Source organism: Amycolatopsis sp. NPDC051373 (assembly GCF_040689465.1).
Taxonomy (GTDB): Bacteria; Actinomycetota; Actinomycetes; order Mycobacteriales; family Pseudonocardiaceae; genus Amycolatopsis.
The window spans coordinates 195,774-220,245 of record NZ_JBFBAE010000006.1 but is presented as its reverse complement, the minus strand read 5'-3'; the positions used below and the strand labels follow the sequence as shown (position 1 = coordinate 220,245).

General features: G+C 71.1%; 19 protein-coding genes. 12 read left to right on the top strand and 7 right to left on the bottom strand.

The window, feature by feature from the left end:
• Window positions 1–142 precede the first annotated feature (142 nt).
• Entirely contained in the window at window positions 143–577 is a 435-nt protein-coding gene (locus tag AB0383_RS13480; protein ID WP_364181810.1) for a DUF1707 domain-containing protein, read from the bottom strand.
• Between the two features lie 125 nt (window positions 578–702).
• On the opposite strand from AB0383_RS13480, the gene pcrA reads away from it, so the two are divergent.
• On the top strand, window positions 703–3,120 hold the full coding sequence (gene pcrA / locus AB0383_RS13475) for a DNA helicase PcrA (protein WP_364181808.1): 2,418 nt from the start codon (window positions 703–705) through the stop codon (window positions 3,118–3,120).
• A gap of 654 nt (window positions 3,121–3,774) precedes the next feature.
• Here pcrA and AB0383_RS13470 read toward each other — a convergent pair.
• Window positions 3,775–4,458, bottom strand: a complete 684-nt coding sequence (locus AB0383_RS13470; RefSeq protein ID WP_364181864.1) for a M23 family metallopeptidase — start codon at window positions 4,456–4,458, stop codon at window positions 3,775–3,777.
• A gap of 1,074 nt (window positions 4,459–5,532) precedes the next feature.
• Between AB0383_RS13470 and AB0383_RS13465 the strand changes: the two genes are divergently transcribed.
• The 7 genes from AB0383_RS13465 to purH all read left to right on the top strand — a co-directional run bounded on the left by AB0383_RS13465 (window position 5,533) and on the right by purH (window position 15,071).
• On the top strand, window positions 5,533–7,887 hold the full coding sequence (locus tag AB0383_RS13465) for a hypothetical protein (protein WP_366187194.1): 2,355 nt from the start codon (window positions 5,533–5,535) through the stop codon (window positions 7,885–7,887).
• A 117-nt stretch (window positions 7,888–8,004) separates the two neighbouring features.
• The gene (sucC, locus tag AB0383_RS13460) at window positions 8,005–9,174 is read left to right on the top strand and encodes an ADP-forming succinate--CoA ligase subunit beta (protein ID WP_366187192.1); all 1,170 of its coding nucleotides are present in this window, start codon (window positions 8,005–8,007) and stop codon (window positions 9,172–9,174) included.
• A gap of 1 nt (window position 9,175) precedes the next feature.
• On the top strand, window positions 9,176–10,063 hold the full coding sequence (gene sucD / locus AB0383_RS13455; protein WP_364181800.1) for a succinate--CoA ligase subunit alpha: 888 nt from the start codon (window positions 9,176–9,178) through the stop codon (window positions 10,061–10,063).
• 210 nt (window positions 10,064–10,273) lie between these two features.
• The gene (locus tag AB0383_RS13450; protein ID WP_364181797.1) at window positions 10,274–10,975 is read left to right on the top strand and encodes a DUF5336 domain-containing protein; all 702 of its coding nucleotides are present in this window, start codon (window positions 10,274–10,276) and stop codon (window positions 10,973–10,975) included.
• A gap of 198 nt (window positions 10,976–11,173) precedes the next feature.
• Window positions 11,174–12,817 carry a DUF6350 family protein gene (locus AB0383_RS13445; RefSeq protein WP_366187189.1) on the top strand — a complete coding sequence of 548 codons (1,644 nt, stop codon included), beginning with the start codon at window positions 11,174–11,176 and terminating at the stop codon, window positions 12,815–12,817.
• A gap of 77 nt (window positions 12,818–12,894) precedes the next feature.
• A complete protein-coding gene (gene purN, locus AB0383_RS13440; protein WP_220246183.1) occupies window positions 12,895–13,512 on the top strand; it encodes a phosphoribosylglycinamide formyltransferase in 618 nt (205 codons plus the stop codon).
• The gene (gene purH, locus AB0383_RS13435) at window positions 13,509–15,071 is read left to right on the top strand and encodes a bifunctional phosphoribosylaminoimidazolecarboxamide formyltransferase/IMP cyclohydrolase (protein ID WP_364181792.1); all 1,563 of its coding nucleotides are present in this window, start codon (window positions 13,509–13,511) and stop codon (window positions 15,069–15,071) included. Before purN ends, purH begins: the two co-directional genes overlap by 4 nt.
• 44 nt (window positions 15,072–15,115) lie before the next feature.
• On the opposite strand, the gene AB0383_RS13430 is transcribed toward purH, so the two are convergent.
• The 3 genes from AB0383_RS13430 to AB0383_RS13420 all read right to left on the bottom strand — a co-directional run bounded on the left by AB0383_RS13430 (window position 15,116) and on the right by AB0383_RS13420 (window position 16,895).
• Entirely contained in the window at window positions 15,116–15,622 is a 507-nt protein-coding gene (locus AB0383_RS13430; RefSeq protein WP_364181790.1) for a GNAT family protein, read from the bottom strand.
• 116 nt (window positions 15,623–15,738) lie between these two features.
• Window positions 15,739–16,566, bottom strand: coding sequence for an alpha/beta hydrolase (locus AB0383_RS13425; RefSeq protein ID WP_366187380.1), 828 nt, complete (start codon window positions 16,564–16,566; stop codon window positions 15,739–15,741).
• Window positions 16,449–16,895 (bottom strand): epoxide hydrolase N-terminal domain-containing protein, encoded by a 447-nt coding sequence (locus AB0383_RS13420; protein ID WP_366187378.1) that lies wholly within the window; start codon window positions 16,893–16,895, stop codon window positions 16,449–16,451. The genes AB0383_RS13425 and AB0383_RS13420 overlap by 118 nt, the downstream gene beginning before the upstream one ends.
• Before the next feature lie 255 nt (window positions 16,896–17,150).
• On the opposite strand from AB0383_RS13420, the gene AB0383_RS13415 reads away from it, so the two are divergent.
• The 3 genes from AB0383_RS13415 to AB0383_RS13405 all read left to right on the top strand — a co-directional run bounded on the left by AB0383_RS13415 (window position 17,151) and on the right by AB0383_RS13405 (window position 23,228).
• Window positions 17,151–17,873 (top strand): hypothetical protein, encoded by a 723-nt coding sequence (locus tag AB0383_RS13415; RefSeq protein WP_364181784.1) that lies wholly within the window; start codon window positions 17,151–17,153, stop codon window positions 17,871–17,873.
• Between the two features lie 367 nt (window positions 17,874–18,240).
• On the top strand, window positions 18,241–19,809 hold the full coding sequence (locus tag AB0383_RS13410; RefSeq protein ID WP_364181861.1) for a DNA polymerase Y family protein: 1,569 nt from the start codon (window positions 18,241–18,243) through the stop codon (window positions 19,807–19,809).
• An 83-nt stretch (window positions 19,810–19,892) separates the two neighbouring features.
• Window positions 19,893–23,228 (top strand): error-prone DNA polymerase, encoded by a 3,336-nt coding sequence (locus AB0383_RS13405; RefSeq protein WP_366187186.1) that lies wholly within the window; start codon window positions 19,893–19,895, stop codon window positions 23,226–23,228.
• Here AB0383_RS13405 and AB0383_RS13400 read toward each other — a convergent pair.
• Both AB0383_RS13400 and AB0383_RS13395 read right to left on the bottom strand, forming a co-directional pair.
• The gene (locus tag AB0383_RS13400; protein WP_364181779.1) at window positions 23,200–23,469 is read right to left on the bottom strand and encodes a hypothetical protein; all 270 of its coding nucleotides are present in this window, start codon (window positions 23,467–23,469) and stop codon (window positions 23,200–23,202) included. The genes AB0383_RS13405 and AB0383_RS13400 overlap by 29 nt on opposite strands.
• 23 nt (window positions 23,470–23,492) lie before the next feature.
• Entirely contained in the window at window positions 23,493–23,705 is a 213-nt protein-coding gene (locus AB0383_RS13395) for a hypothetical protein (RefSeq protein ID WP_364181776.1), read from the bottom strand.
• 178 nt (window positions 23,706–23,883) lie between these two features.
• Between AB0383_RS13395 and AB0383_RS13390 the strand changes: the two genes are divergently transcribed.
• On the top strand, window positions 23,884–24,471 hold the full coding sequence (locus AB0383_RS13390) for a pentapeptide repeat-containing protein (RefSeq protein ID WP_364181774.1): 588 nt from the start codon (window positions 23,884–23,886) through the stop codon (window positions 24,469–24,471).
• Window position 24,472: the final 1 nt, after the last annotated feature.

Here is a 24,472-nt window from a genome sequence, read left to right as displayed (position 1 = left end):
CTCCCAGTGGCCCCTGGGACGGCGAAAGCCCCGGGTCCGTGGACTCCGGGGCTGCGGGTGATGGCGGGTGGGGCACTACGCGATCACGGGAGCCGGAGTCCGGGTCCCGTAGAAAAATCGCTCACTGCTGTGCCGCACGGGGTCAGTATGGCACAGGAGTTTCACCGCGCCGCCGGAAACTCCGCACCCGCGCGTGCACCACGAGGGTGACGAACAGCCAGAACAACGGCATCGCCGGCCAGAAGAACCCGACGCCCAGCACCGCCCACCGCACGATCAGCAGCACCGCCAGCGCCACGACGATCGCGGCGTGGATCCGCAGCGCCGGGTGCTCGCGCAACGCGGCGCGGGTGAGCGGCCAGCCGGATCCCGGCCGTCGCGCGACTTCCGGGCGCGGCAGGTCGGTGGTGAGTGCGCCGAGCTCGTCGACGTAGCGCGTCGCGTAGACCGCGCCGAGCCGTTCCTCCACCTCTTCGAGCGTGAGCCGGCCTTCGGAACCGGCGGATTGGATGGTCGCTGCGACGCGTTCTCGGTCGCTGTCGGATGCCCTCAACCGGGCGGGAATCTTGTCGTCCATACCGTTCGATGCTCCGCGCGCGAACGCCCCGGCGCGTCGGACAGGAGGCGACACCGCGGCGTACGTCGACAGGCGCAGTTGCCTCTGACGAACCTGTCGTACCCCAGGGGTAGCGTGGTCAGGCGATGGACACCCTCTTCGATCTTCCCGCAGAAAAGCCCGCGCCTGCCCGGAAGGCCGCCGCCGAGCTGCTCGAGGACCTCAATCCCGCGCAGCGCGAAGCGGTCATGCACGCCGGCGGGCCGCTGCTCGTCGTCGCCGGCGCGGGGTCGGGCAAGACCCGTGTGCTCACGCGCCGCATCGCGTACCTTTTGGCGGAGCGGGGGGTGCACCCCGGCGAGATCATGGCGATCACGTTCACCAACAAGGCCGCGGCGGAGATGCGCGAGCGCGTCGCGTCGCTCGTCGGCCGCCGGGCCAACGCGATGTGGGTGTCCACGTTCCACTCGATGTGCGTGCGGATCCTGCGCCGCGAGGCGAAGACGCTGGACATGTCGTCGAGCTTCTCCATCTACGACTCGGACGACACCAAGCGCCTCATCACACTCGTCGCGCGCGACCTCGACATCGACCCGAAGAAGTACGCCGCGCGCACGCTCGCGGTGCACATCTCGAACCTCAAGAACGAACTGACGGACCCCGACGCGGCCGTGGCCAACGCCGCCAACGACCTGGAGCGCCGCGTCGCCGAGGTCTACGTCGAGTACCAGCGCCGGCTAGAGGCGGCCAACGCGTTCGACTTCGACGACCTGATCATGCGCACGGTCTCGCTGCTGCAGGCGTTCCCGGACGTCGCTGAGTACTACCGCCGCCGGTTCCGCCACATCCTCGTCGACGAGTACCAGGACACGAACCACGCGCAGTACACGCTGGTGCGCGTGCTGGCCGGCACTGAAGCCACGGACACCGGGATCGACCCCGCGGAGCTCGTGGTGGTCGGTGACGCGGACCAGTCGATCTACGCCTTCCGCGGCGCGACGATCCGCAACATCGAGGAGTTCGAGCGCGACTTCCCCAACGCGCACACCATCCTCCTGGAGCAGAACTACCGCTCCACGCAGACGATCCTCTCGGCGGCCAACGCCGTGATCGAGCGCAACCCCAACCGGCGCGCGAAGCGGCTGTGGACGGATTCGGGCGACGGCGAGAAGATCGTCGGCTACGTGTCGGACAACGACCACGACGAGGCCGCGTTCGTCGCGGGCGAGATCGACGCGTTGGCGGAGAAGGGCGAGGCGGACTACTCCGACGTCGCCGTTTTCTACCGCACCAACAATCAGTCGCGGGTGTTCGAGGAAATCTTCATCCGGCTCGGCCTGCCGTACAAGGTCGTCGGCGGCGTGCGGTTCTACGAGCGGCGCGAGGTGCGCGACATGCTCGCGTACCTGCGGGTGCTGTCGAACCCGGACGACACGGTTTCCTTGCGCCGCATCCTGAACGTGCCCAAGCGCGGCATCGGCGACCGTGCCGAGGCCGTGGTGGCCACGCACGCGGAGCGCGAGCGCATCACCTTCGCGGCCGCGTTGCGCGATGCGGTCGAGGGCAAGGTGGCGCTGCTGAACCCGCGGTCGGCCAAGGCGATCACCGGGTTCGTGTCGCTGCTCGACGACCTGGGCGAGCTGGCGGCGTCGGGTTCCGAGGTGCACGACCTGCTGGAGGCCGTGCTGGAGCGCACGGGGTACCGCGCGGAGCTCGAGGAGTCGGACGACCCGCAGGACGCCTCCCGCGTGGAGAACCTCACGGAGCTCGTCACGGTGGCGCGCGAGTTCGCGGAGTTCACCGCCGAGGTCCAGCAGGACGAGAACGCCGAGCTGGTGCTCGACGACGGCGTGCCCGCGCCCGGTTCGCTCGCCGCGTTCCTGGAGCGCGTGTCCCTGGTCGCCGACGCCGACTCGATCCCGTCGCCCGACGGCGGCGACGAGGGCGACGGCGGCGCCGGGGTCGTCACGCTGATGACCGTGCACACCGCGAAGGGCCTCGAGTACCCGGTGGTCTTCTGCACGGGCTGGGAAGACGGCGTCTTCCCGCACATGCGCGCCCTCGGCGACCCGACGGAGCTCGCGGAGGAGCGCCGGCTCGCGTACGTGGCCATCACGCGCGCGCGGCAACGGCTCTACGTCTCGCGCGCGCTCGTGCGGTCGGCGTGGGGCCAGCCGCAGATGAACCCCGCTTCGCGCTTCCTCGACGAGCTGCCCCCGGATCTGGTCGACTGGCGCCGGTTGGAGCCGTCATCGCCGGGCTTCGGCAACTTCGGATCTTCCTCGGGCTCGTCGTCCTCGGGCCCGCGCGCGGCGACGACGTGGGGCCGGCGGTCTCCCTCGTCTTCGTCGACGACTTCCTCGTCGCCGTTCGGCAAGGGCTGGAAGGACACGGTGGCCCTCAAGCTCGACGTCGGCGACCGCGTCAGCCACGACAAGTACGGCCTCGGCACCGTCATCTCCTGCGACGGCGTCGGCCCCCGCGCCACGGCCACCATCGACTTCGGTGCATCCGGCAAGGTCCGCCTCATGCTGATCGGCAGCGTGCCGATGGTGAAGCTCTGATTTTTGTCGGACCCCTCGGTTAGGCTCCCTCCAGTCGAACACAAGTTCGAATGAATGAGGTAGGCTGGTGCTCGTTCGCCGGCCGCCTCGGGAGGGAGCACGAGGGTGTGGACGCGATCTTGTTTGGGGTCCTGGCCGCGGGGGTACAGGACTACTTACGGGGAGTTCTGGGGACCACGGGGGGCTCCGGCGGTTCTGCCGGTTCGGGGTGCGGCTCGCCGATGCTCGGTTCGGCCGAGTCTGCGGAACCCGGCTCCGGGTGTGCTTCGGGGGAAGCCCACCGCTTGGCCGCCGCGTGGCGCGCCCTGCTCCGCCACCACGACCTGGGCCCCGACGGCCACTGCCAAACCTGCGGAGCGGGTGGCCTGGGCCGCTGGCTACTCCGCCGCCGCCCGGCAAGCCTCTGCACGGTCTGGCAGGTCGCTGTCGCGTACTTCATCCGCCGCGCACCCACCGGTGAGCGCTAGAGCTGTCTCCGGCGGTCGAGAGGACGCACGGGCGCCGTAGCCACTTCTTCGGGCGGTGCGTGGAAGGGCTTGCGAAACGCACTCGGCCACGGAGAGCGCGGGGGCGCCGACCGTGGCCGAGTGGAACAGTTCGAAACCGAAGAACAGAGTCGAAACCAAAGAGCAATAAGGGAGAGCTAGCCGAAACTCAGACGACGATGCCGCGAGCGGCGAGCCACGGGCGCGGGTCGATCTTCTTCGTGCCGTTCTGCCAGACCTCGAAGTGCAGGTGCGGGCCGGTGCTCTCGCCGCGGTTGCCGATCTCGGCGATCTGCTCGCCGCACTTGACCTTCTGGCCTTCGTGGACGGAGAAGCTGTTCATGTGGCCGTAGACCTGGATGGTGCCGTCGTCGAGCTGGACGCGGACCCAGAGGCCAAAGCCGCTGGCGGGGCCGGCCTGGATGACGGTGCCGTCGGAGGCGGCGTAGATCGGGGTGCCGATCGAGTTCGCGATGTCGATGCCGAGGTGGCTGCTGCCCCAGCGGGCGCCGAAGCCCGAGGTGAACGTGCCGTGGGCCGGCAGGCAGGTCTTGGGGCGCTCGGCTTCTTCCTTGGCCTTCTGCGCGGCCGCGGCTTCGGCCTTTTCGCGGGCTTCGGTGACCTTCAGGCTGTCGGCCATGCGGGCGGCCTCGGCGGAGGCGTCCATCGAGTGGCCGACGGGCAGCAGCTCGGGGGCTCCCCCTGAACCCGCGCTGCCGAGGGTGAACGAGGCGCTCGCGTCCTGGGCGTTGGCGAGCGGGGTGACGGCGGTGTCGGAATCGGTCGTCACGGTTTTGAGGGTCTGGCCCGCGGCGGCAGCGGCGAACGCGCCGGCCGCGACAGCTGCGACCACGACCCGCCCACGCAGGGCGGAGGACGGCGGGGCGATGCGGTGCGAACCCCGCACGCGGATGACCGCACCGTCCAGTGCGTCCTTCAGCGCCGGGGAAGGGGCTTGGCCGCCGGGGGAGCGGTGTGAAGCCAAGACAGGGCCTTCCATCGTCGGGGAGCCGGGTCGTCGCGTGACTACGGGCGGGGGATCCCGTTGAGCCGACCTCGGGGGTGGTTGGCTCGGCGTTGCGCTTCGTGACCTGACTGTAATGGGGACCGTGGGACAGTAACGAAGGGGCACCGTTGTCAGCAAGGTGCGCCCGCCGTTTCGGCCGAACGGGCGGCTCCCATCACGCTGCTAGCTGTAGGGATTACCTAAAGTTAATCCGAAACTACTCCGATCGGTGTGATCTCTGTTACAGGACTTTCGGGCATTCGCGCCCCCAAACGGCCCCGTCGCACACCCCGCCGAACGGCCCCACCGTTGAAATAAACGTTTGCGGTCCCGTGTTGAAGGGAATCCACGCTCGCCCATGTGGCGCCGGTCACTCGTCTCCCCGGGTGATCACCCGATTGACCGATCAACCCGCCGACGAAGGGCCGACACTCCGCCGCCACCGGTTGCGACCTCCGCGAAGCCGTGGCCCGCCCCCGGCTGCCGCAGTCCTGCGGATGGCAAGGCGCATGGGCCGCTCGCTGTTGGGCTCGCGGTGCTCTGGTTCCCGCAGCCTGCGGTTGTTGCGGGCTGCCACTGCCGTGTCGCCGGAGTGGTTGGGCTGCTTCGCGTTGACTGGCTTTCGCGCCTTCGGCTCCCGGTCGCCGCCGGCTGCCGTAGTCCCGTGGATGGCAAGGCGCATGGGGCCGCTCGCTGTTGGGCTCGCGGTGCTCTGGTTCCCGCGACCTGCGGTTGTTGCGGGCTGCCACTGCCGTGTCGCCGGAGTGGTTGGGCTGCTTCGCGTTGACTGGCTTTCGCATCTTCGGCTCCCGGCCGCCGCCTGCTCTACCAGCGCCGATGCCCGCCCTCGCCTTGCCGGCCGCTCTGCCGCCGTCGCACTGCGGGGGCCGCGCGGTGTCCGACTTGCTAGCGTCGCGTCCGATGACTTCGTCCGAAGGACCCCACGACGGGGACTCCTCCCCGGCCCGTTCCGGCTCCGACCCGGACAGCCCCAGGCCGCCCGCCGGCCCCCGACGGCCCAGCCTCGCCGAGCGCAAGGCCGCCGCCCGCGAGCGCGCCCGCGCCGAGACCCGCCGCGAGCGCCGCACGGGCGGCCGCGGGTCCGCCGGCAGCCCCGGCGCCGCGGCCGGCCTCGATGCCACCGGCGGCGTCTCGTCCCGCGCGAACGGCAACGTCCCCGCGAACGGCACGGCTCCCGCCGATGCCGGCGACGACCCACCCGCCGCCCGCGGCGAGGCAGGGGCCTCGGCCGGTAGCGCCCGTGGTGCGGGCCGCGAGCAGCGCACTGTGAGCGGCGAGGTCCGCGCCGGCGAGCCGAGCATCGCGACCGGCGGCACCGATACCGCGCGGCAGCGAGAGCGCAGCAGCGCGCACGATGAACTCGGCACGATCGATCGTGAGGCGAGTGCCCGAAGCGGAGCCGGGGCTACGAGTCATGGCACTCGTCGCAAGGAGAGCGCGGCGGCCGGCGGTGGCGTCACCCGCACCAAGCCCGGCAGCGCCACGACCACCGAACCGGACCAGGCCCCCAGCCCCCACTTCGACCTCGACCTCGAATACACCGACCGCGCCCCCTCCCCGCAGCTCAAAACCGCCGTCGCGCTCCTGAGCATCGGCGCTCTCGCCCTGACGGCCGGCGCGATCCTCCCCGTCTCACCCGACGCGAACCCCGGCTACCTCGCCTGGCCCCTCCTCGCGCTCCTCGCGCTGGTCCCCGCGGGCATCGTCGCCGCAGCGGCCTACAGCGGCAGGCACGGTCTGGCCGCCGGCCTCACCGCGGGCCTGGCCGCCCTCGCCCCCGGCCGCCTCCTCCTCGACCTGCAGTTCTTCGCCAACGGCTCCAAAACCGTCCGCCCCGAGCTGTACCTCCCGGACCGCCTGCTGGACCGCAGTGCGGTCGGCGCGGGGTTCTGGCTGCTCCTCGCCGGCCACGTCCTCACGATCGCCGCCGGGATCGCGGCCGGGCAGGTGGCGCGGCAGCTCAACGAGGTCGCGGGCGACGACGGCGGACGACGGCGCTGGCGGCTGGTCGTTCCGCTGCTCACCATCGCCGCGGGCGTCGGCCTGCTGATGGCGCCCGTCATCTCGGACAACCCGTTCTTCCCGGCGCACTCAGCGTTCGAAGGTCCCGGCCTTGCACTCACCGGTTACGTCGTCATCGCGGGCGCGCTGCTTCTCGCTGTCGTGCTCGGGTTCGGCGCGGCGTCCGACGGCGTGGCGCGCGGGACGCTGGGCGGTGCGGCCGCGGCGACGTTCGCCGTGGCGCTGCCGCCGTTGGTCGGCGGGCTGGCGGTGGGCGGACTGCATCTCGCGTGGGGACCGGTTGTCGCCGTCGCGGCGATGCTGGTGGTGCTCGTCCTGGCACCCCTCGCGACGCCTCAAATCGCCCAGGTCGAACGCACCGATCTGGCCGGCGAAGCACGCGTCCCGAGCCTCACGCTGTGGCGCACCGCCACGGCCCTGCTCGCCTTGCTGACGGCAGTCGTCGGAGTTGTGGGCGCGCTCGCCCCGCAGCTCGACACGGCCACCGCGACCCAGAGCCCCGCCCGCTGGCTCCTGCTCACGGCCGCGATCCTCGTCGCCCTGCCGACGCCGTTCCTGTTCGCGTACAAAACCGCCCGCGGCATCCTCGCCGTCCTCTGGGCCGGCGTCGTCCTCGCCGGCACGGCCGTGCTCAGCACCGCCATCACCGCGTCGCAAGCGACCGGGCTGACGGGGCTGGACGGTCTCGGCGGCACCATCAGCTACCACCTCGGCGCCGGCGCCGTGTTCACCGCGATCGCGCTCGGCCTCGCCGGGCTCACGGCGCTCGCGGCCGCTGTCACCGGCGTCGTCGAGCGTGACGACGAAGGCACCGAAGGCCCGCGCCCCCGCGTACTGCTGCCCGTCGCTGCGGCCGCGATCCTGTCCGTCCTCGCCTTCGGCACGCCGGTCTTCACCGCGCCCGACTACCCGTCGCCCGGGCTCTGGTCCGATTTCGACACTCCGTCGTGGGGACTGCTCACCGCGCTGCTGGTCGTTCTCGGCGTGCTCGCGCTGAGCGTCCGCTCACGGCCCGGGGCCGCCGCGGCCGCGCTCACCGGGGCGGTGCTCGTGCTGGCCGTCCACGTGGCACAGCTGCCGCTCGTCGGGATCGCCGGACGGACGCCCGCGCTCGGGTTCTGGTTCGGCCTCGCCGCGATCGTCGTAACGGCAACAGCCGCCGCGACGGCCGCCGCCGAGGGCGAAAAAACGGCCCCGGTGGGCGGACTCACACCCCCTGACCGCGCACGGTGACCGACTTCACCAGGTGCGGAGTCCCCTGCTTCTGCGCTGGTCGCTAACCTCGACTGGTCCGACAGCGCGGTTCGGTAACGGACCACCACAGTGGCGTGTCGTCAGGAGACTGGAGTAGTGGACCTCTACGAGTACCAGGCGAGGGATCTCTTCGCCGCCCACGGAGTACCGGTTCTGCCGGGCTCGGTGGCAAACACCCCCGAAGAAGCCAAGGCCGCCGCGGAGCAGATCGGCACCCAGGTCGTCGTCAAGGCGCAGGTGAAGGTCGGCGGTCGCGGCAAGGCCGGTGGCGTCAAGCTGGCCCAGACGCCGGACGAGGCCAAGGAGAAGGCGGAAGCCATCCTGGGTCTCGACATCAAGGGCCACATCACGCGCCGCGTGCTCGTGGCGGAAGCGTCGGACATCGCGTCCGAGTACTACTTCTCCTTCCTGCTGGACCGGTCCAACCGGACCTTCCTGGCGATGGCGTCGTCCGAGGGCGGCATGGAGATCGAGCAGCTCGCCGTCGAGCGCCCCGAGGCGCTCGCCAAGATCCCGGTCGACTCGGTCACCGGCGTCGACAAGGCGAAGGCGCTCGAGATCCTCAAGGTGGGCAACTTCCCGGCCGACATCATCGACGAAGCCGCCGACGTGGTCGTGAAGCTCTGGGAGACCTTCGTCTCCGAGGACGCCACCCTCGTCGAGGTCAACCCGCTGGTGCGCGACCCCCAGGACAAGATCATCGCCCTCGACGGCAAGGTCACCCTGGACGAGAACGCTTCCTTCCGTCAGCCGGGCCACGAAGCCCTGGTGGACAAGGACGCCGAGAACCCCCTCGAGGCGAAGGCCAAGGCCAAGAACCTCAACTACGTCAAGCTCGACGGCCAGGTCGGCATCATCGGCAACGGCGCCGGGCTCGTCATGTCCACTTTGGACGTGGTGGCGTACGCGGGTGAGAAGCACGGCGGCGTGAAGCCGGCGAACTTCCTCGACATCGGCGGCGGCGCGTCGGCGGAGGTCATGGCGGCCGGTCTGGACGTCATCCTCAACGACACCGACGTGAAGAGCGTCTTCGTCAACGTCTTCGGCGGCATCACCGCGTGCGACGCGGTGGCCAACGGCATCGTCGAGGCCCTGAAGATCCTGGGCGACGAGGCCACCAAGCCGCTGGTCGTCCGCCTGGACGGCAACAACGTCGTCGAGGGTCGCCAGATCCTGGCCGACGCGAACCACCCGCTCGTGACCGTGGTGGACACAATGGACAACGCGGCCGACAAGGCTGCCGAGCTCGCCGCGGCAGGTGCGTGAGATGTCGATCTTCCTGAACGAGAACAGCAAGGTCATCGTGCAGGGGCTCACCGGCTCCGAGGGCATGAAGCACGCGACCAAGATGCTGAAGTCCGGCACGAACATCGTGGGTGGCGTCAACGCCCGCAAGGCCGGCCAGACCGTGACCATCGAGGGCAAGGACCTCAAGGTCTTCGGCACCGTCGAAGAGGCGATCAAGGAGACCGGCGCCGACGTGTCGGTCATCTTCGTGCCGCCGAAGTTCGCCAAGGACGCCGTGATCGAGGCCGTCGACGCCGAGATCCCGCTCGCCGTGGTGATCACCGAGGGCATACCGGTGCACGACTCGGCCTACTTCTGGGCCCACGCCGTCGCCAAGGGCAACAAGACCCGCATCATCGGCCCGAACTGCCCGGGCGTGATCAGCCCCGGCAAGTCCAACGCCGGCATCATCCCCGCCGACATCTCGGGCCCGGGCCACATCGGCCTCGTGTCGAAGTCCGGCACGCTGACCTACCAGATGATGTACGAGCTGCGTGACATCGGCTTCTCCACCGCCGTCGGCATCGGCGGTGACCCCATCATCGGCACCACCCACATCGACGCCCTCGAGGCGTTCGAGAAGGACGCTGACACCAAGGTCATCGTGATGATCGGTGAGATCGGTGGCGACGCCGAGGAGCGCGCCGCGGCCTTCATCAAGGAAAACGTCACCAAGCCGGTGGTCGGCTACGTCGCGGGCTTCACCGCCCCCGAGGGCAAGACCATGGGTCACGCGGGTGCCATCGTGTCCGGTTCCTCCGGCACGGCGGCCGCGAAGAAGGAGGCCCTCGAGGCTGCCGGCGTCAAGGTCGGCAAGACCCCGAGCGAGACCGCCGTCCTCGCGCGCGAGCTGTACAACAACCTCTGACCTGCATAAACGCGGGTCACACGGGCCGGGCACCAGAATCGGTGCCCGGCCCGTGGCGTTTCCGGCTGCAACCGAACGGGCATCCCGTGCGTCCAACGGCCCGGACGGGGGACCCTCGGATGCGCTAGCGTTCGGCGACGCGGCCGTCACGTGATTCGTCCGGGTGCCACCTTCCCCCGGAGTTGCCGGCGAACGACAGGAGAGCTTCCGATGACCTTCCCCAGCGGCGGGCCTGGCTACCCCCAGCAGGGCGGTGGCCAGCAGCAGCCCCAACAGGGACCGCCCCCGTCGGGCGGGTTCCCGCAACAGCAGCCGCAGCAGGGACCGCCGCCTTCGGCCGGTCCGGTGCTGCCGCAGAACCTTCCGCTCGTGCTCGCGCTCGTGGTGACCGTGCTGGGCGTCGTCCAGTACTTCATCGGCTTCTCCGACGAAGCGGGTGACGTCGGCCAGGACACGATCTTCCTGCTCACCGGTGGCCTGCTCGCGGCGCTGCACGCGCTGCCGAAGGCGCCGCGCGTGCTGCCGTTCGCCGCGCTGTTCAGCGTGGTCGGCGCGCTCGGGACGCTCGACACGGTGGTGGCCGAGCAGAGCACGCCGGGCATCGTCACGGTGGTACTGATCCTCGGCATCGTGCAGATGCTGGTCGCGGTGGCCGCGCTGCTGATGGAGTACGGCGTGCTCAAGCCGCCCGCACCGAAGCCCGCCGTGCCGCACTACCAGCAGTACGGCCAGGCGGGGCCCTACCAGCCGCAGCAGCAGCCGGGCCAGTTCTCGCAGCAGCCGGGCGCGACGCCGCCGGGCCAGCAGGCGACCACGTACGCGCCGCAGCAGGGCCAGTTCTTCCAGCAGCCGCAGGGAGAGCAGGGCAAGCCCCCGGCCACGCCGCCGGGCGGTTTCGGCCAGCAGGGCTGACCCGGCGCCGGCCCGACCGCCCCAACACGGCGTTCGGTGCGCTTGTCACCTCGTGAAAACACCCGCTGTGACTCTCCGTGTCACAGCGGGTGTTTCTTGTGTTCGGGTGCCCCCGACCGGGTGGGTTAGCTTCGCCACGCCCGGGGTGGGCGGCGTGCCTCACCCGAACGGTCCAGCACGGGTGTCAAGGTGCGAAGCATGCAGCAGCTCACCAGTTCTCAACGCCCGCCGGGCGGCGAGCCGGTGGGCGACACCGTCGAACTCGACGCCGAGGTCGCTCCGGCCACCCGGGTGCGGGTGTTGCTCACCGCCGCCTTCGGCCCGCTGATCACGGAGTACGCCGTGGTCGCGACGCTGGTCGCGCTCGTCGCGCTGACCGCCGAACGCACCGCGTTCTCCGCCGTCGGCGTGCTGCTCTCGGCCGGCCCGGGCTGGCTCGCGGGGTTCCAGGTGCAGCTCGGCATCGGCGGCCACCCGCTGGGCGTGCTGCCGCTGCTGCCGACGATCGGCGCCGTGCTGCTCGTGGCGCGCACCGCGTCCGGCGCCGCGCTGCGGCTCGGCTGCACGACGCTGCGGCAGGCCGTTCCCCTGATCTCCGTGATCGGCGCCGCGCACGCGTTGTTCGGCCTCCTGATCGGCCTGCTCTCGCTCAGCGCGCCGGTGCGGGTGAACCCGTTGCTGGCGTTCGTGGTGCCCGGCGTGTTCGCCGTGCTGGCGGCCACGGGCGGTGCGGTGCGCCGCTGCGGCCTGCCCGCGGCGGTGGCCGAGCGACTCGACCCGTCGGCCGTGCGCGGCCTGCGCGCGGGCGCGCTGGGGCTCGCGGCGCTGCTGGCCGTGGGCGCGATCGTGTTCACCGTCGCCACGGTGGCGTCAGTGTCCACTGTGGACGATCTGTTCGGGCCTTCGTTCGGCAACAGCTTCGGGCTGTTCCTGCTTTCGGTGGCGTACCTGCCCAACGCCGTGGTGGCGGCGCTGTCGTTCGTCAGCGGACCCGGTTTCACGGTCGGGTCGCTCGACGTCAGCCTCGTCGGCTACCGCGGTGGCTCCGTGCCCGCGGTGCCGCTGCTCGGCGGAATCCCCGAGCACACCGCCGCGTGGTGGCCCGTGCTGCTGGTGCTGCCGGCGGCCGTCGGCGCGCTGGTCGGCTGGTCGGTGCGCCACGCGGACGACGACCCTGCCGGCCGGATCCGGATCGTCGCCGTCGCGGGTGCCGTGGTCGGGTTCGGCTGCGTGGTGCTGGGGACGCTCGCGGGCGGACGTCTCGCCGACGGCCCGTTCGACCCGGTGAGCGTGCCGGTCGGGGTGGCGTCGATCGTGGCGTTCTGCTGGATCGTGATCCCGGGTGGGTTCGTGGCGTTCTTCGCCGGTGAGCACGCGCCGGCCGCGCCGCCGGACACGCTGGAGGTCGAGGACGCCGGCGAGTTCGTCGGCGAAGAGGACCTGGCTGACGAAGACCTGGCCGAAGCTTCCGACGAGTCCGACGAGTCCGAAGAAGACACGGACGAGCCGGGCGAGGAAGACGTCGACGAGGTCGATCCCGAGCTCGATCCCGAAGAGGCGCTGGCCGACGTCGACACCGAAGAGTTCGACACCGACGAGTTCGAGGCCGAGTTCACCGAGCCGGAGCCGGAGCCCGGAACCGCTCCCCGGCCCCGGCAGCCCGAGCCCGACTACGACGAGTACGACGCCGAAGCCGAGGCCGAACTGGGCCTCGAGCTGCCCGAAGACGTCGCGCTCGACCAGCCGGAAGCCGGCCCGGACCGGGCTTCCGACGGGCCCGGAGCTGTGACCGAGTCCACCGACGGCTCCGGTGAGGACGAGGGCCGCGAGCGCGACCGTTAGGGTTGGGGTGACCTGGTGAAGCGCGGTGCGCCCGAGGTGCGCCGCCGCCGTGCAAGGAGCCCGTTCTGGCCAGCCGCTTGGACCTGCCGACCCCGGTGAAGATCGTCGTGCTCGCGTCCGGTTCGGGCACGCTGCTGCAGGCGGTGCTCGACGCCGTTGCCCGCCCCGCCTTTCCGGCGCGGGTCGTGGCCGTGGGCGCCGACCGCACGGGCATCGAGGCGCTGGCGCGGGCCGAGCGCGTGAGCGTGCCGTCGTTCACCGTCCGCGTCGCCGACCACCCCGACCGCGACGCGTGGGACAAGGCGCTCACCGACGCCGTGGCCGCGTACGAGCCCGATCTGGTGGTGTCGGCGGGGTTCATGAAGATCCTCGGCGCGCAGTTCCTGTCGCGCTTCGCGAACCGGGTGATCAACACGCACCCGGCGTTGCTGCCGTCGTTCCCGGGGATGCACGCGGTCGCCGACGCGCTGGCGGCCGGCGTGAAGGTGACCGGGTCGACCGTGCACTTCGTCGACGCGGGCGTGGACACCGGCCCCGTCATCGCCCAGGAGGCGGTGGTCGTGGAGGCCGACGACACCGAAGACGTCCTGCACGAGCGGATCAAGGCCGTGGAACGCAGGCTGCTGGTTGAAACGATCGAGCGACTCGGCCGTGGTGGCTGCACCGTGGACGGACGAAAGGTGAGGTTTTCGTGAGCACTCCAGAGGGACGACGCCCGGTCCGGCGCGCGCTGATCGGCGTCTCGGACAAGGCCGGCCTGCTCGAGCTCGCGACCGGTCTGCACGCCGCGGGTGTGGAGATCGTGTCGACCGGCGGTACCGCGAAGGTGATCGCGAACGCCGGGGTGCCCGTCACGCCGGTGGAGCAGGTGACCGGGTTCCCCGAGTCGCTCGACGGCCGCGTGAAGACGCTGCACCCGCGCGTCCACGCGGGGCTGCTGGCCGACCAGGACAACCCCGACCACGTCGAGCAGCTGCGGAAGCTCGAGATCGCGGCGTTCGACCTGCTCGTGGTGAACCTGTACCCGTTCACGCAGACGGTGGCGTCGGGCGCGAGCCCCGAAGACTGCGTGGAGAACATCGACATCGGCGGCCCGGCGATGGTGCGCGCGGCCGCGAAGAACCACGGCAGCGTCGCGGTGGTCGTGGACCCGTCGCGTTACGCGTGGGTGCTGGAGCAGGTCGCGGCGGGCGGCTTCGAGCTCGTCGACCGCAAGCGGCTCGCGGCGCAGGCGTACGCGCACACGGCGGCGTACGACACGGCTGTCGCTTCGTGGTTCGCCAATGTGTACGCGCCGGCGGACGACTCCGGTTTCCCCGACTTCCTGGGCGCCACCTGGGATCGCGCCGACGTGCTGCGCTACGGCGAGAACCCGCACCAGAAGGCCGCGCTGTACCAGAGTGCGCAGCCGGGCCTCGCGCACGCGGAGCAGCTGCACGGCAAGGCCATGTCGTACAACAACTACGTCGACACCGACGCCGCTCGCCGCGCCGCGTTCGACTTCGCCGACCCCGCCGTCGCGATCATCAAGCACGCCAACCCGTGCGGCATCGCGGTGGGCGTGGACATCGCCGAGGCGCACCGCAAGGCCCACGCGTGCGACCCGGTTTCGGCCTACGGCGGCGTGATCGCCACGAACCGGCCGGTGACCGTCGACGCGGCGGAGCAGATCGCCGAGGTGTTCACCGAGGTCGTGCTGGCCCCGGACTTCGAGCCGGAGGCGCTGGAGATCCTGCAGCGCAAGAAGAACGTGCGGCTGCTGAAGCTGCCCGTGATCGAGAACCCGGCGCCCGTCGAGCTGCGCCCGATCTCCGGCGGCGTGCTGGTGCAGACCGTCGACGCGATCGACGCGCCCGGCGACGACCCCGCCAACTGGCAGCTCGCCACGGGCACGCCGGCCGACTCGGCGACCCTGGCCGACCTCGCCTTCGCGTGGCGCGCGTTGCGTGCGGTGAAGTCCAACGCGATCCTGCTGGCCCACGACGGCGCGACCGTCGGCGTCGGCATGGGCCAGGTCAACCGCGTCGACTCGTCGCGGCTCGCGGTCGCGCGCGCGGGCGACCGGGCGAAAGGTTCCGTCGGAGCGTCCGACGCGTTCTTCCCGTTCCCGGACGGGCTCGAGGTCCTGCTCGAGGCCGGCGTGCGCGCCGTCGTGCAGCCCGGCGGCTCCATCCGCGACGCCGAGGTGATCGCGGCGGCCGAGAAGGCGGGCGTCACCCTGTACCTGACGGGGACGCGCCACTTCGCACACTGAGGTTTTCTTGGGGGCCGGCTCTCTTTCGAGGGCCGGCCTTCTTTTTATTCGCGAAGGCGCGCGTATACGACTTCGTCACGGTAAGCGCCGTCTCGCCAGGTCACCTGGCACATCAGGCCCTCGCGGTGGAAGCCCGCCTTCTCCAGCACGCGCTGCTCGGCGAGGTTCTCGCTGTCGGTGAACGCCTCGAGCCGGTGGGCGCGCGTGAAGCGGAACAGGTGCTCGACCAGCAGGCGATGGGCCTTCGTGCCGAGGCCGTGGCCGCGGTGGTCGGGCAGCAGCGTCACCCCGATCTCGAAACAGCCACCCGCCGGCCCACCTCGATCGGCGGCCTCCCAGCTCGCCATCCCGGCCACCACCCCGTCCACGCTCACCGCGAGGGCCGTCGACGCGTCCCCCACGAACCCGTCCTCGGCGAACCGCCGCCGGCGCTCCTGCGTGCTGCCGAACCCGGCCCACTGGAACGCGCCCAGCACCTCGGGCTCCACGGCGAACCGATCGAGCACCGGCAGATCTTCCTCGGCGAACGGCCGCAGGGCGAGGTGTTTCATGCTTGTCTCCACCAGCTTCGCTCGGACGTGGTACGGACCGGTGGCCCCGTTCGGCCCAGTGTATCGCGGACACCGAGCGTGTTGTGGTTGTCGCGCTTCGGGTTCTGTTGTTCTACTTAGGACGGTTGCGTGCGCAACGGGCGGAAGAACTCGCGGATCTCGGTGACCAGCTCGTCCGGTCGCTCCAGAGCTGCGAAGTGACCACCGTCGTCGAATCGGGTGAATCGTGTCAAGTTGTACGCACGCCGGACCCACTCCTCGGGCGGGGTGAAGTTGTCCCCTGGCGAAGGAGGCGAAGCCGGTGGGCGTGGCGACGTGACCGGGGTGTTGCGGCCCAGCATGCCTTCGGTGTGCATGGTTTCGTAGTACAGGCGGGCGGAGGTGGTGATGGTGCCGGTCAGCCAGTAGAGGGTGATGTCGGTGAGGAGTTCGTCCTTGCTGAACACGGACTCGACGTCGCCGCCGCAGTCGCTCCACTCGCGGAACTTCTCGACGATCCACGCGGCCAGCCCGGCGGGGGAGTCCGACAGCGCCGCGGCGAGGGTGGCCGGCTTGGTGCCCTGGAGCTGGGCGTATGCGCCTTCGGCGGTGAAGAAGTGTTCGGCCTGGGCGAGGAAGGCTTCTTCGGCGGAGGCGAGCGGGGTGCCGTCGAGCGCCGGCGTGGCGCCCATCAGGTCGAGGTGGATACCGATCAGGTGGTCGCCGTGGTCGCGCCCGAGGCGGCTAGTGATCTGCGCGCCGAAGTCGCCGCCCTGCGCGGCGTAGCGCGAGTAGCCGAGGACGTCGGTCATGAGCCGGTCGAACGGGTTCGCGATGGCCGTCGGGTTCATCCCGGGTGTGCCGGGGTGCGGGGAGAACCCGAAGCCGGGCAGGCTCGGGGCGATGACGTCGAACGCGTCGGCCGGGTCGCCGCCGTGTGCCGCGGGGTCGGTGAGCGGGCCGATGATCTTCGTGACTTCGAAGAACGAGCCCGGCCAGCCGTGCGAGAACAGCAGCGGGACCGGCCGGGGCCCAGTTCCTTGGTGTGGACGAAGTGCAACGTGGTGCCGCCGACGTCGGCGAGGAACAGGGGCAGCGCGTTGAGCCGGTTTTCGGCCGCGGGCCAGTCGAATTCGGTACGCCAGTAGTCGATGAGCTCGGCCAGGTAACCCGGCGGTGTGCCGTGGGTCCAGTCGCGCCCGGACAACGTGGGTGCGAAGCGGGTTCGGGCCAGGCGGTCTTTCAGGTCGGTGAGCTGTTCTTCGGTGGTTTCGCTGCGGAACGGGCGTAGCACTCGGGGGTCTCCTTCGCGGTGATCTCCCTTCGAGGATGCGGTCGTCGCGTGGGCGAGGCTGGCAGGAATTCGACATCAGACCCGGCTTGACACGGCTGCCGGATCCCGGTGTACTTGAGACATCGAACAGGTGTTCGATGAAGGGTGTCGAGGGCCGCCTTCCCCGCGGTGCGTCGGTGCTCGTCCTGTGGGGCCCTGGCCTGGGCCTGCGGTGAGGGTGGGCGCCGGCTTGTGCGTGGAGGGGAGGGGTGTGCGGTGACGGCAGTGGTGGAGCCGGTGGCTCGGCTCGCTGCGCTGCCCGGCGTGAGCACGGCGAGCCGGGTCGCGGAGCAGGCGGAGCACGCCAGGACGACGGGAAGGGTGCTCCCGGTGTCCCCGGCGTTGGCCGGCCTGCTGCCCGACGCGGGGCTCCGGCGCGGGAGCACCGTGGCGGTCCACCGCTCCCCGTCGCTGCTCCTCGCCCTGCTCGCAGAGGCCACCGCCGCCGGGTCGTGGGCGGCGGTGGTCGGCGTGCCCTCCCTGGGCATCGCCGCGGCGGCGGAGCACGGCGTCGAGGTGTCGCGCCTCGCCCTCGTGCCCCGCCCGGGCGCCGAGTACCCGTCCGTGGTCGCCGCCCTCCTCGACGGCGTCGACCTGGTGGTCACCGAGCCCCGCTCCGTCCGCCCCGCGGTCGCCCGGCGCCTCTCCGCCCGCGCTCGCCACCGCGGCACCGTCCTGCTCACCCTCGGCCCCTGGCCCGCGGCCGACGTGGAACTCCACTGCGTCCCGGGCGAGTGGGCGGGGTTTCTCGGCTCTGGGGCGGGGTTCCTGCGATCCCGGCCCGCCGAGGTCCACGCTCGCGGGCGGGGTTCCGCTGCTCGGCCCCGATCGGTTTCCGTCGCCTTGCCCGGCCCCGAGGGTCGTGCGCTTCCGGTGGAGCCGCTCGTGGTTCCGGTGGGTCTTCCGCTGCAGCGGCTTGACGAGGAGGCCGTGGGATGACCGCCGTCTGTGTTTCGCCACGTGGATCGCTGGGACAGCGACTACGCGATTCACGTCGTTTCGCTCCGGACTTCGCGCGGGATGGTCGTGCGAAGGTTGACAGGGGCCGTGGCGCCGCCTGCGCGGGTTTCGCACTCGCCGTAGTGCCGCGTGGGTCGGCTTTGCGCCGGCGTGCGCCCGGGTCGCACGTCCTGTCCTTTTCGGCAACCGCCGGATCCGGATCGTGGTCCGTCGCCGGAAGTGGATCGGCGCCGGTCGCCGAGCCGAGCCGCGGAACTCGCGTGACATCCGTCCACATCAGACACTCCGAGGTGGCCGGATGACCATCACCGAAGAAACCCCCAGAACCACCACCCTCCCCGCCCGGATGCTCGTCCTCTGGTGCCCCGACTGGCCCGCCGTCGCGGCGGTGGCCGCGGCCGGCGCGCCGCTCACCAAGCCGGCCGCGGTGTTCCTCGCCAACCGTGTCGTGGCGTGTACCGCGGTGGCGCGCAAGAACGGCGTGCGGAGGGGGATGCGGCGGCGGGAGGCGGAGTCGAAGTGTCCCGAGCTGGGCGTGTTCGGCGTGGACGACGGGCGGGACGCGCGGCTGTTCGAGAACGTCGCGCGCGCCGTGGAGGAGCTGGTCGTCGGGCTGGAGGTGGTGCGGCCGGGGCTGATCGCGGTGCCGGTGGCGGGCGCGGCGGGCTACTTCGGCGGCGAGCACCCGCTCGCGGAGAAGTTGCTGGACCAGGTGGCCGCGGTGGCGGGCGTCGAGTGCCAGGTCGGGGTGGCGGAGGGGCTGTTCGGGGCCACGATCGCGGCCCGGCACGGTGAGTTCGTGCCGCCCGGGGAAACGAGACAGTTCCTCGCACCCCTGCGCATCACCGAGCTCGACCAGCCCGACGTCGAGCGCAAGGAGCTCGTCGACCTGCTCACACGCCTGGGCCTCAAGACACTCGGGGCGTTCGCGGAGCTGACCGAACGCGATGTGATGTCCCGCTTCGCCCTCGACGGCGTGCTCGCCCACCGGCTGGCGCGCGGGCTGTCGGAGCGCCCTCCGCTGCGCCGCAAACCGCCGGCCGACCTCACCCTCACCGAGGAGTTCGACCCGGTGCTGGAGCGCATCGACGTCGCGGCGTTCCTCGCCAAGAACCTCGGCGCGCGGTTCCACGCGGCGCTGGCCGATCGCGGCCTGGCGTGCACGCGCCTCGGCATCTACGCCACCACCGAGGACGGCGAGCAGCTCGGCCGCGTCTGGCGTTGCGCGGAACCCCTGACGCCCCAAGGGGCCGCCGACCGCGTGCGGTGGCAGTTCGAGGGCTGGCTGAAGGGCAACCGGCCCACCTCGGGCGTCGCGCGGCTGCGGCTGGAGCCGGAGGAAACCGTCGAGGGCAAGTCCCTGCAGCTCGGCCTCTGGCACGGTGGCAACCGCAGTGAGGACGACGAGCTCACCACCGAACGCGCCGCCCGCGCCTTCGTCCGCGTGCAGGGCCTGCTCGGCCCCGAAGGCGTCGTCACCCCGATTCTCGACGGCGGCCGCGACCCCGCCGGCCGCGTCCGCCTCATCCCGTGGGGCGACCCGCGCGAGCCCGTCTCGCCGCCGGACGCCACGTGGCCGGGCCGCCTGCCCGCACCGTCACCCGCGACGGTGCTCGAACAACCCGTACCGGTCAAGGTCGTCGACGAGCAGGGCGTGCCCGTCGGCATCACCAGCCGCAAGCAGCTCACGGCACCGCCGTGCCGGCTGAGCGTCGCGGGCGCCCCTCCGCGGATGGTCCTCGACTGGGCCGGCCCGTGGCCCGTCGCGGCCAGCCGTCGCGTGGCCACGCCGCAACAGGCCCGCCTGCAGCTGCTCCTGGCCGCCGCCGGAGGAGACGACGCCGACGAAGCCGTGCTGGTCCTGTGCTCCGGCACCGAAAATCCTGTGTGGACAGTGGAAGGAATCTACGACTGATGGACGACGAGACCGAAACCGCCTCCGTGCGCCGGGAACCCCCGCTCATCCCGGGGCCCCGCAATTCCCCCGAAAACGACTAGATGGGCTGGAACAACCCGCCCGTCCCCTGGCAGGACCTCGCGCGGGCCCTGTCCGGCGACGGCGACGTGCCGCCCGGCGACCACGGCGACAGCCCGGCGTGGGGCCGTAAACGCGATGTCTACCGCCGCCCCGCCGACGTGCCGCCGCCGCGCAGCGAGGTCGAGTCCGGTCCGCGCGTGCCGTACGCCGAGCTGCACTGCCACTCCAACTTCAGCTTCCTCGACGGCGCCAGTCACCCCGAGGAGCTCGTGGAGGAGGCCGCGCGGCTCGGCCTCGACGCCATCGCGCTCACCGACCACGACGGCATGTACGGCGTCGTCCGTTTCGCCGAAGCCGCGAAGGAGCTGGGCGTTGCCACGGTGTTCGGCACCGAGCTGAGCTTCGGCCTCTCCGCCCCGCAGAACGGTGTCGCCGACCCCGAAGGCGAGCACCTGCTCCTGCTCGCGCGCGGCGACGACGGCTACCGCAGCCTGTGCCGCGCCATCACCGCCGGCCAGCTGCGCGGCTACGACGGCGTCGTCGGCGAACGAGCCGAAAAAGGCCGTCCCGTCTACGACCTGCGCGCCGTCGCCGAAGAGGTCACCGGCCAGTGCGCCGTGCTCACCGGCTGCCGCAAAGGCTCCGTCCGGCAAGCACTGCTGGGCGACGGCCCGGCCGCCGCGGCCACCCAGCTGAGAAAACTCGTCGAGCTCTTCGGCCGCGACAACGTCTACGTCGAGCTCTTCGACCACGGCCAGCCCCTCGACAGCACCCACAACGATCTTCTCGCCGAGCTGGCGAACGACTTCGGCCTGCCCACCGTCGCCACCACCGCCGCGCACTACGCCCGTCCCGAACGCGGCCGCCTCGCCGACGCCGTCGCCGCGATCCGCGCGCGCCGCGGCATCGACGACCTCGAAGGCTGGCTGCCCAGCGACGGCGCCGCTTTCCTGCGCTCCGGCACCGAAATGGCCGAGCGTTTCCGGCGGTACCCCGGCGCGGTCCAACGCTCGGCGCTGCTCGGCGTCGAATGCTCGTTCAAGCTGGAGCTCCTCGCGCCCGAGCTGCCACCGTTCGACGTGCCGGAGGGCCACACCGAGACGACGTACCTGCGCCACCTCACGATGAAAGGCGCCGAAGCGCGTTACCTCGGCAAGGAGGATGAAGCCGCCGCGTACGCCCAGATCGAGCACGAGCTGAAGATCATCGAAGACCTCGGCTTCCCCGGCTACTTCCTGATCGTCTGGGACATCGTCCGGTTCTGCCGCGACAGCACCATCCTCTGCCAGGGCCGGGGCTCGGCCGCGAACTCCGCCGTCTGCTACGCGCTGGGCATCACCAAGGTCGACCCGGTGAAGTACAAGCTGCTCTTCGAACGCTTCCTCGCCCCCGACCGCGACGGTTACCCCGACATCGACCTCGACATCGAGTCCGACCGTCGCGAAGAGGCCATCCAGTACGTCTTCGCCAAACACGGCCGCCTCAACACCGCGCAGGTCGCCAACGTGATCACCTACCGCGCCCGCTCCGCGATCCGCGACGCCGCCCGCGCGCTCGGCTACTCACCCGGCCAGCAGGACGCGTGGAGCAAGCAGATCGACCGCTGGGGAGCGTTGCGCAGCACCGAAAAGGACCACGACCACGACATCCCGGACGACGTCGTGCAGCTCGCGTTCGCCCTCGAGGACTTTCCGCGCCACCTCGGGATCCACTCCGGCGGCATGGTGATCTGCCAGGAGCCGGTGAGCCAGGTCTGCCCGGTCGAGTGGGCGCGGATGGAGAACCGCAGCGTGGTGCAGTGGGAGAAGGAGGACTGCGCCGCGGCCGGGCTGGTGAAGTTCGACCTGCTGGGCCTGGGCATGTTGTCCGCGCTGCACTACATGCTCGACCTCGTCGAGGAGTACAAGGGCGAGAAGATCGACCTGGCTGACCTGGATCTGAAGGACCAGAACATCTACCGGATGCTCTGCCGCGCCGACGCGATCGGCGTGTTCCAGGTGGAGAGTCGCGCACAGCTGGCCACGCTGCCGCGGCTGCGGCCGGAGGAGTTCTACGACCTGGCCGTGGAGGTCGCGCTCATCCGCCCCGGTCCGATCCAGGGCGGCTCCGTGCACCCGTACATCCGGCGCAAGCAGGGGCGCGAGAAGTGGGAGTACGACCACCCGCTGCTGGAAAACGCGTTGCACAAGACCAAAGGCGTGCCGCTGTTCCAGGAACAGCTGATGCAGATCGCGCTCGACGTCGCGAACTTCACCGCCGCGGAGGCCGACCAGCTGCGCCACGCGATGGGGTCAAAGCGTTCCGAGCGGAAGATGGAGCTGCTGCGTCAGCGGTTCCTCGACGGCGCGGCAGCCAACGGCCTGGAACCGGAGCTCGCGGAGAAGATCTTCCTGAAGCTCAAGGCGTTCGCGAACTTCGGTTTCCCCGAGAGCCACGCGCTGAGCTTCGCGTACCTGGTGTTCGCGAGCGCGTATTTCAAGTACTACCACCCGGACGCGTTCTGCGCGGGGCTGCTGCGCGCGCAGCCGATGGGGTTCTACTCGCCGCAGTCGCTGGTGGCCGACGCGCGGCGTCACAGTGTCACGGTGCTCGGCCCCGACATCAACCGCAGTCTGCCCCATGCGACACTGGAACCGTTGCCGGACAAGGGAAATCTGCACGCGGTCCGCGGCGGCCTCGGCACCGTGCGGCTGATCGGCGACGAGCTGGCGGAGAAGATCGTCGCCGAACGGTCGGGCGGCCCGTTCGCGAGCATGTCCGACCTCGCCCGCCGCGTGCGGCTCACCGCGCCGCAGCTGGAGGCCCTCGCCACGGCCGGCGCCTTCAGCTGCTTCGGCGGCGACCGCCGGCAGGCCTTGTGGTCCGCGGGCGCCGTCGCCCAGGACCGCCCGGAGAAGCTGCCGGGCACGGCTCCCGGCGTCGACGCCCCGACGTTGCCCGGCATGGACGAGCTCGACCTCGCCGCCGCCGACGTGTGGGCCACGGGCCTCTCGCCGGACAGCTACCCGACGGAGTTCGTGCGCGACCACCTCGACACCCTCGGCGTCGTCCCGGCCGCCCGCCTGCTCGACCAGCCCGACGGCGCCCGCGTCCTCGTCGGCGGCGCCGTCACGCACCGCCAGCGCCCCGCCACCGCCGGCGGCGTCACCTTCATCAACCTCGAGGACGAGACGGGCATGGTCAACGTCGTCTGCACTCTCGGCCTCTGGCAACGCTTCCACCGCGTCGCGCGCTCCAGCACCGCCCTGCTGGTCCGCGGCGTCGTCGAGAAGGCGGACGGCGTGGCGAGCGTGCGGGCTCAGAGGCTGGAGCCACTGCCGTTGCGGATCACGGCGAAGTCGCGTGACTTCCGGTGACCACGGCGGGGGCCCGGCGGGCGACTTCTCCACGCACGATCGGCGCCACCTCTGTACCCAGCAACTCGATGGCCCGCAGCAAATCCCGGTGCGAGACCGAGCCGATGCCCAGCTGCAGCAATCTCCGGTCGTGGCCGAAAAGCTCGTGCTGGTACAGGATTTTCTCCGCCACGGCCGCCGGCGAGCCCACCGCGTAGGCGCCGGTGACGGTGGTCTTCGCGGTGAACTCGGCGCGGGTCATGGGTGGGATGCCACGCTCGGCGATTAGAGGTCGGCCGCGGCCTGCGAAGTGTCGGCGACGAAGCCGTGCAGCGTGATCGCCATGGGTTGCGCGGCGTGGCCGTAGTGGGTGAGCGCGCGGAGGTGGACTTCGATCAGCGGGGCGAACTGCGGTGCCTGCCCGCCGAGGACGCCGAGCGCGAACGGCAGGCCGAGCCGCCCGGCGCGAACCACGGACGCGGGGCTGCCGCGAGGCACACCGGCAGCGGCGACTGCACCGGCCGGGGCAGGATCGGCTCGTCGACCAGCTGCGAGCGCATGATCGAGTCATTCGACACGGCCGCGACCACCGACGAGCTCCCCGCGAGAGCTTCGGCGCGGGCCATGTTCCGCGGCATGCGCCAAGCCCGCTGAAGCCGTGTGACATCCTGTTGGGGTGATCGAGACCGGTGAGGACTACCGCGACGCCGTGCTTTCCGGGCAGTGGTGGGAAAAGCGTCAGTTCACGGGTTGCGACTTCACCGAGGCCGACCTGCGTGACCTGCGCACGCGCGGCTGCACGTTCGACAACTGCGACTTCACCAAGACCGACCTCGCCGGCTCGCGCCACGACGCCTCGGCCTTCCGCAGCTGCACGTTCGACCGCACGGTGCTCGCCGACAGCAGGTGGTCGTCGTGCTCACTGCTCGGTTCGTCCTTTGTGGACTGCCGATTCCTGGGCATCGCGCTCACGGAGTGCGACCTGTCGCTGGCGTCTCTCGCCCACGGCCGGCTGCGCAAGCTGCACCTGTCCGGCCTGCGCATGCGCGAGGTCAACCTCACCGAGGCCGACCTCACCGACACCGACCTGCGCGACTCCGACCTCACCGGCGCCCGCCTCCTCGGTGCCAAGCTCTCCGGCGCCGACCTGCGCGGCACCCGGCTCGACGCCAACGCCCTCGTGCAGGCCGACCTGCGCGGCGCCTACGTCGACGTCGAGACGGCCATCGGGTTCGCCGCCGCCCACGGCCTCATCGTCAAGTAAA

Coding starts and splice junctions, on each gene's coding strand:
- AB0383_RS13480 (WP_364181810.1), bottom strand. CDS start 577: ATGGACGACAAGATTCCCGCCCGGTTGAGGGCATCCGACAGCGACCGA.
- pcrA (WP_364181808.1), top strand. CDS start 703: ATGGACACCCTCTTCGATCTTCCCGCAGAAAAGCCCGCGCCTGCCCGG.
- AB0383_RS13465 (WP_366187194.1), top strand. CDS start 5,533: ATGACTTCGTCCGAAGGACCCCACGACGGGGACTCCTCCCCGGCCCGT.
- sucD (WP_364181800.1), top strand. CDS start 9,176: ATGTCGATCTTCCTGAACGAGAACAGCAAGGTCATCGTGCAGGGGCTC.
- AB0383_RS13450 (WP_364181797.1), top strand. CDS start 10,274: ATGACCTTCCCCAGCGGCGGGCCTGGCTACCCCCAGCAGGGCGGTGGC.
- AB0383_RS13445 (WP_366187189.1), top strand. CDS start 11,174: ATGCAGCAGCTCACCAGTTCTCAACGCCCGCCGGGCGGCGAGCCGGTG.
- AB0383_RS13430 (WP_364181790.1), bottom strand. CDS start 15,622: ATGAAACACCTCGCCCTGCGGCCGTTCGCCGAGGAAGATCTGCCGGTG.
- AB0383_RS13410 (WP_364181861.1), top strand. CDS start 18,241: ATGCTCGTCCTCTGGTGCCCCGACTGGCCCGCCGTCGCGGCGGTGGCC.
- AB0383_RS13405 (WP_366187186.1), top strand. CDS start 19,893: ATGGGCTGGAACAACCCGCCCGTCCCCTGGCAGGACCTCGCGCGGGCC.
- AB0383_RS13400 (WP_364181779.1), bottom strand. CDS start 23,469: ATGACCCGCGCCGAGTTCACCGCGAAGACCACCGTCACCGGCGCCTAC.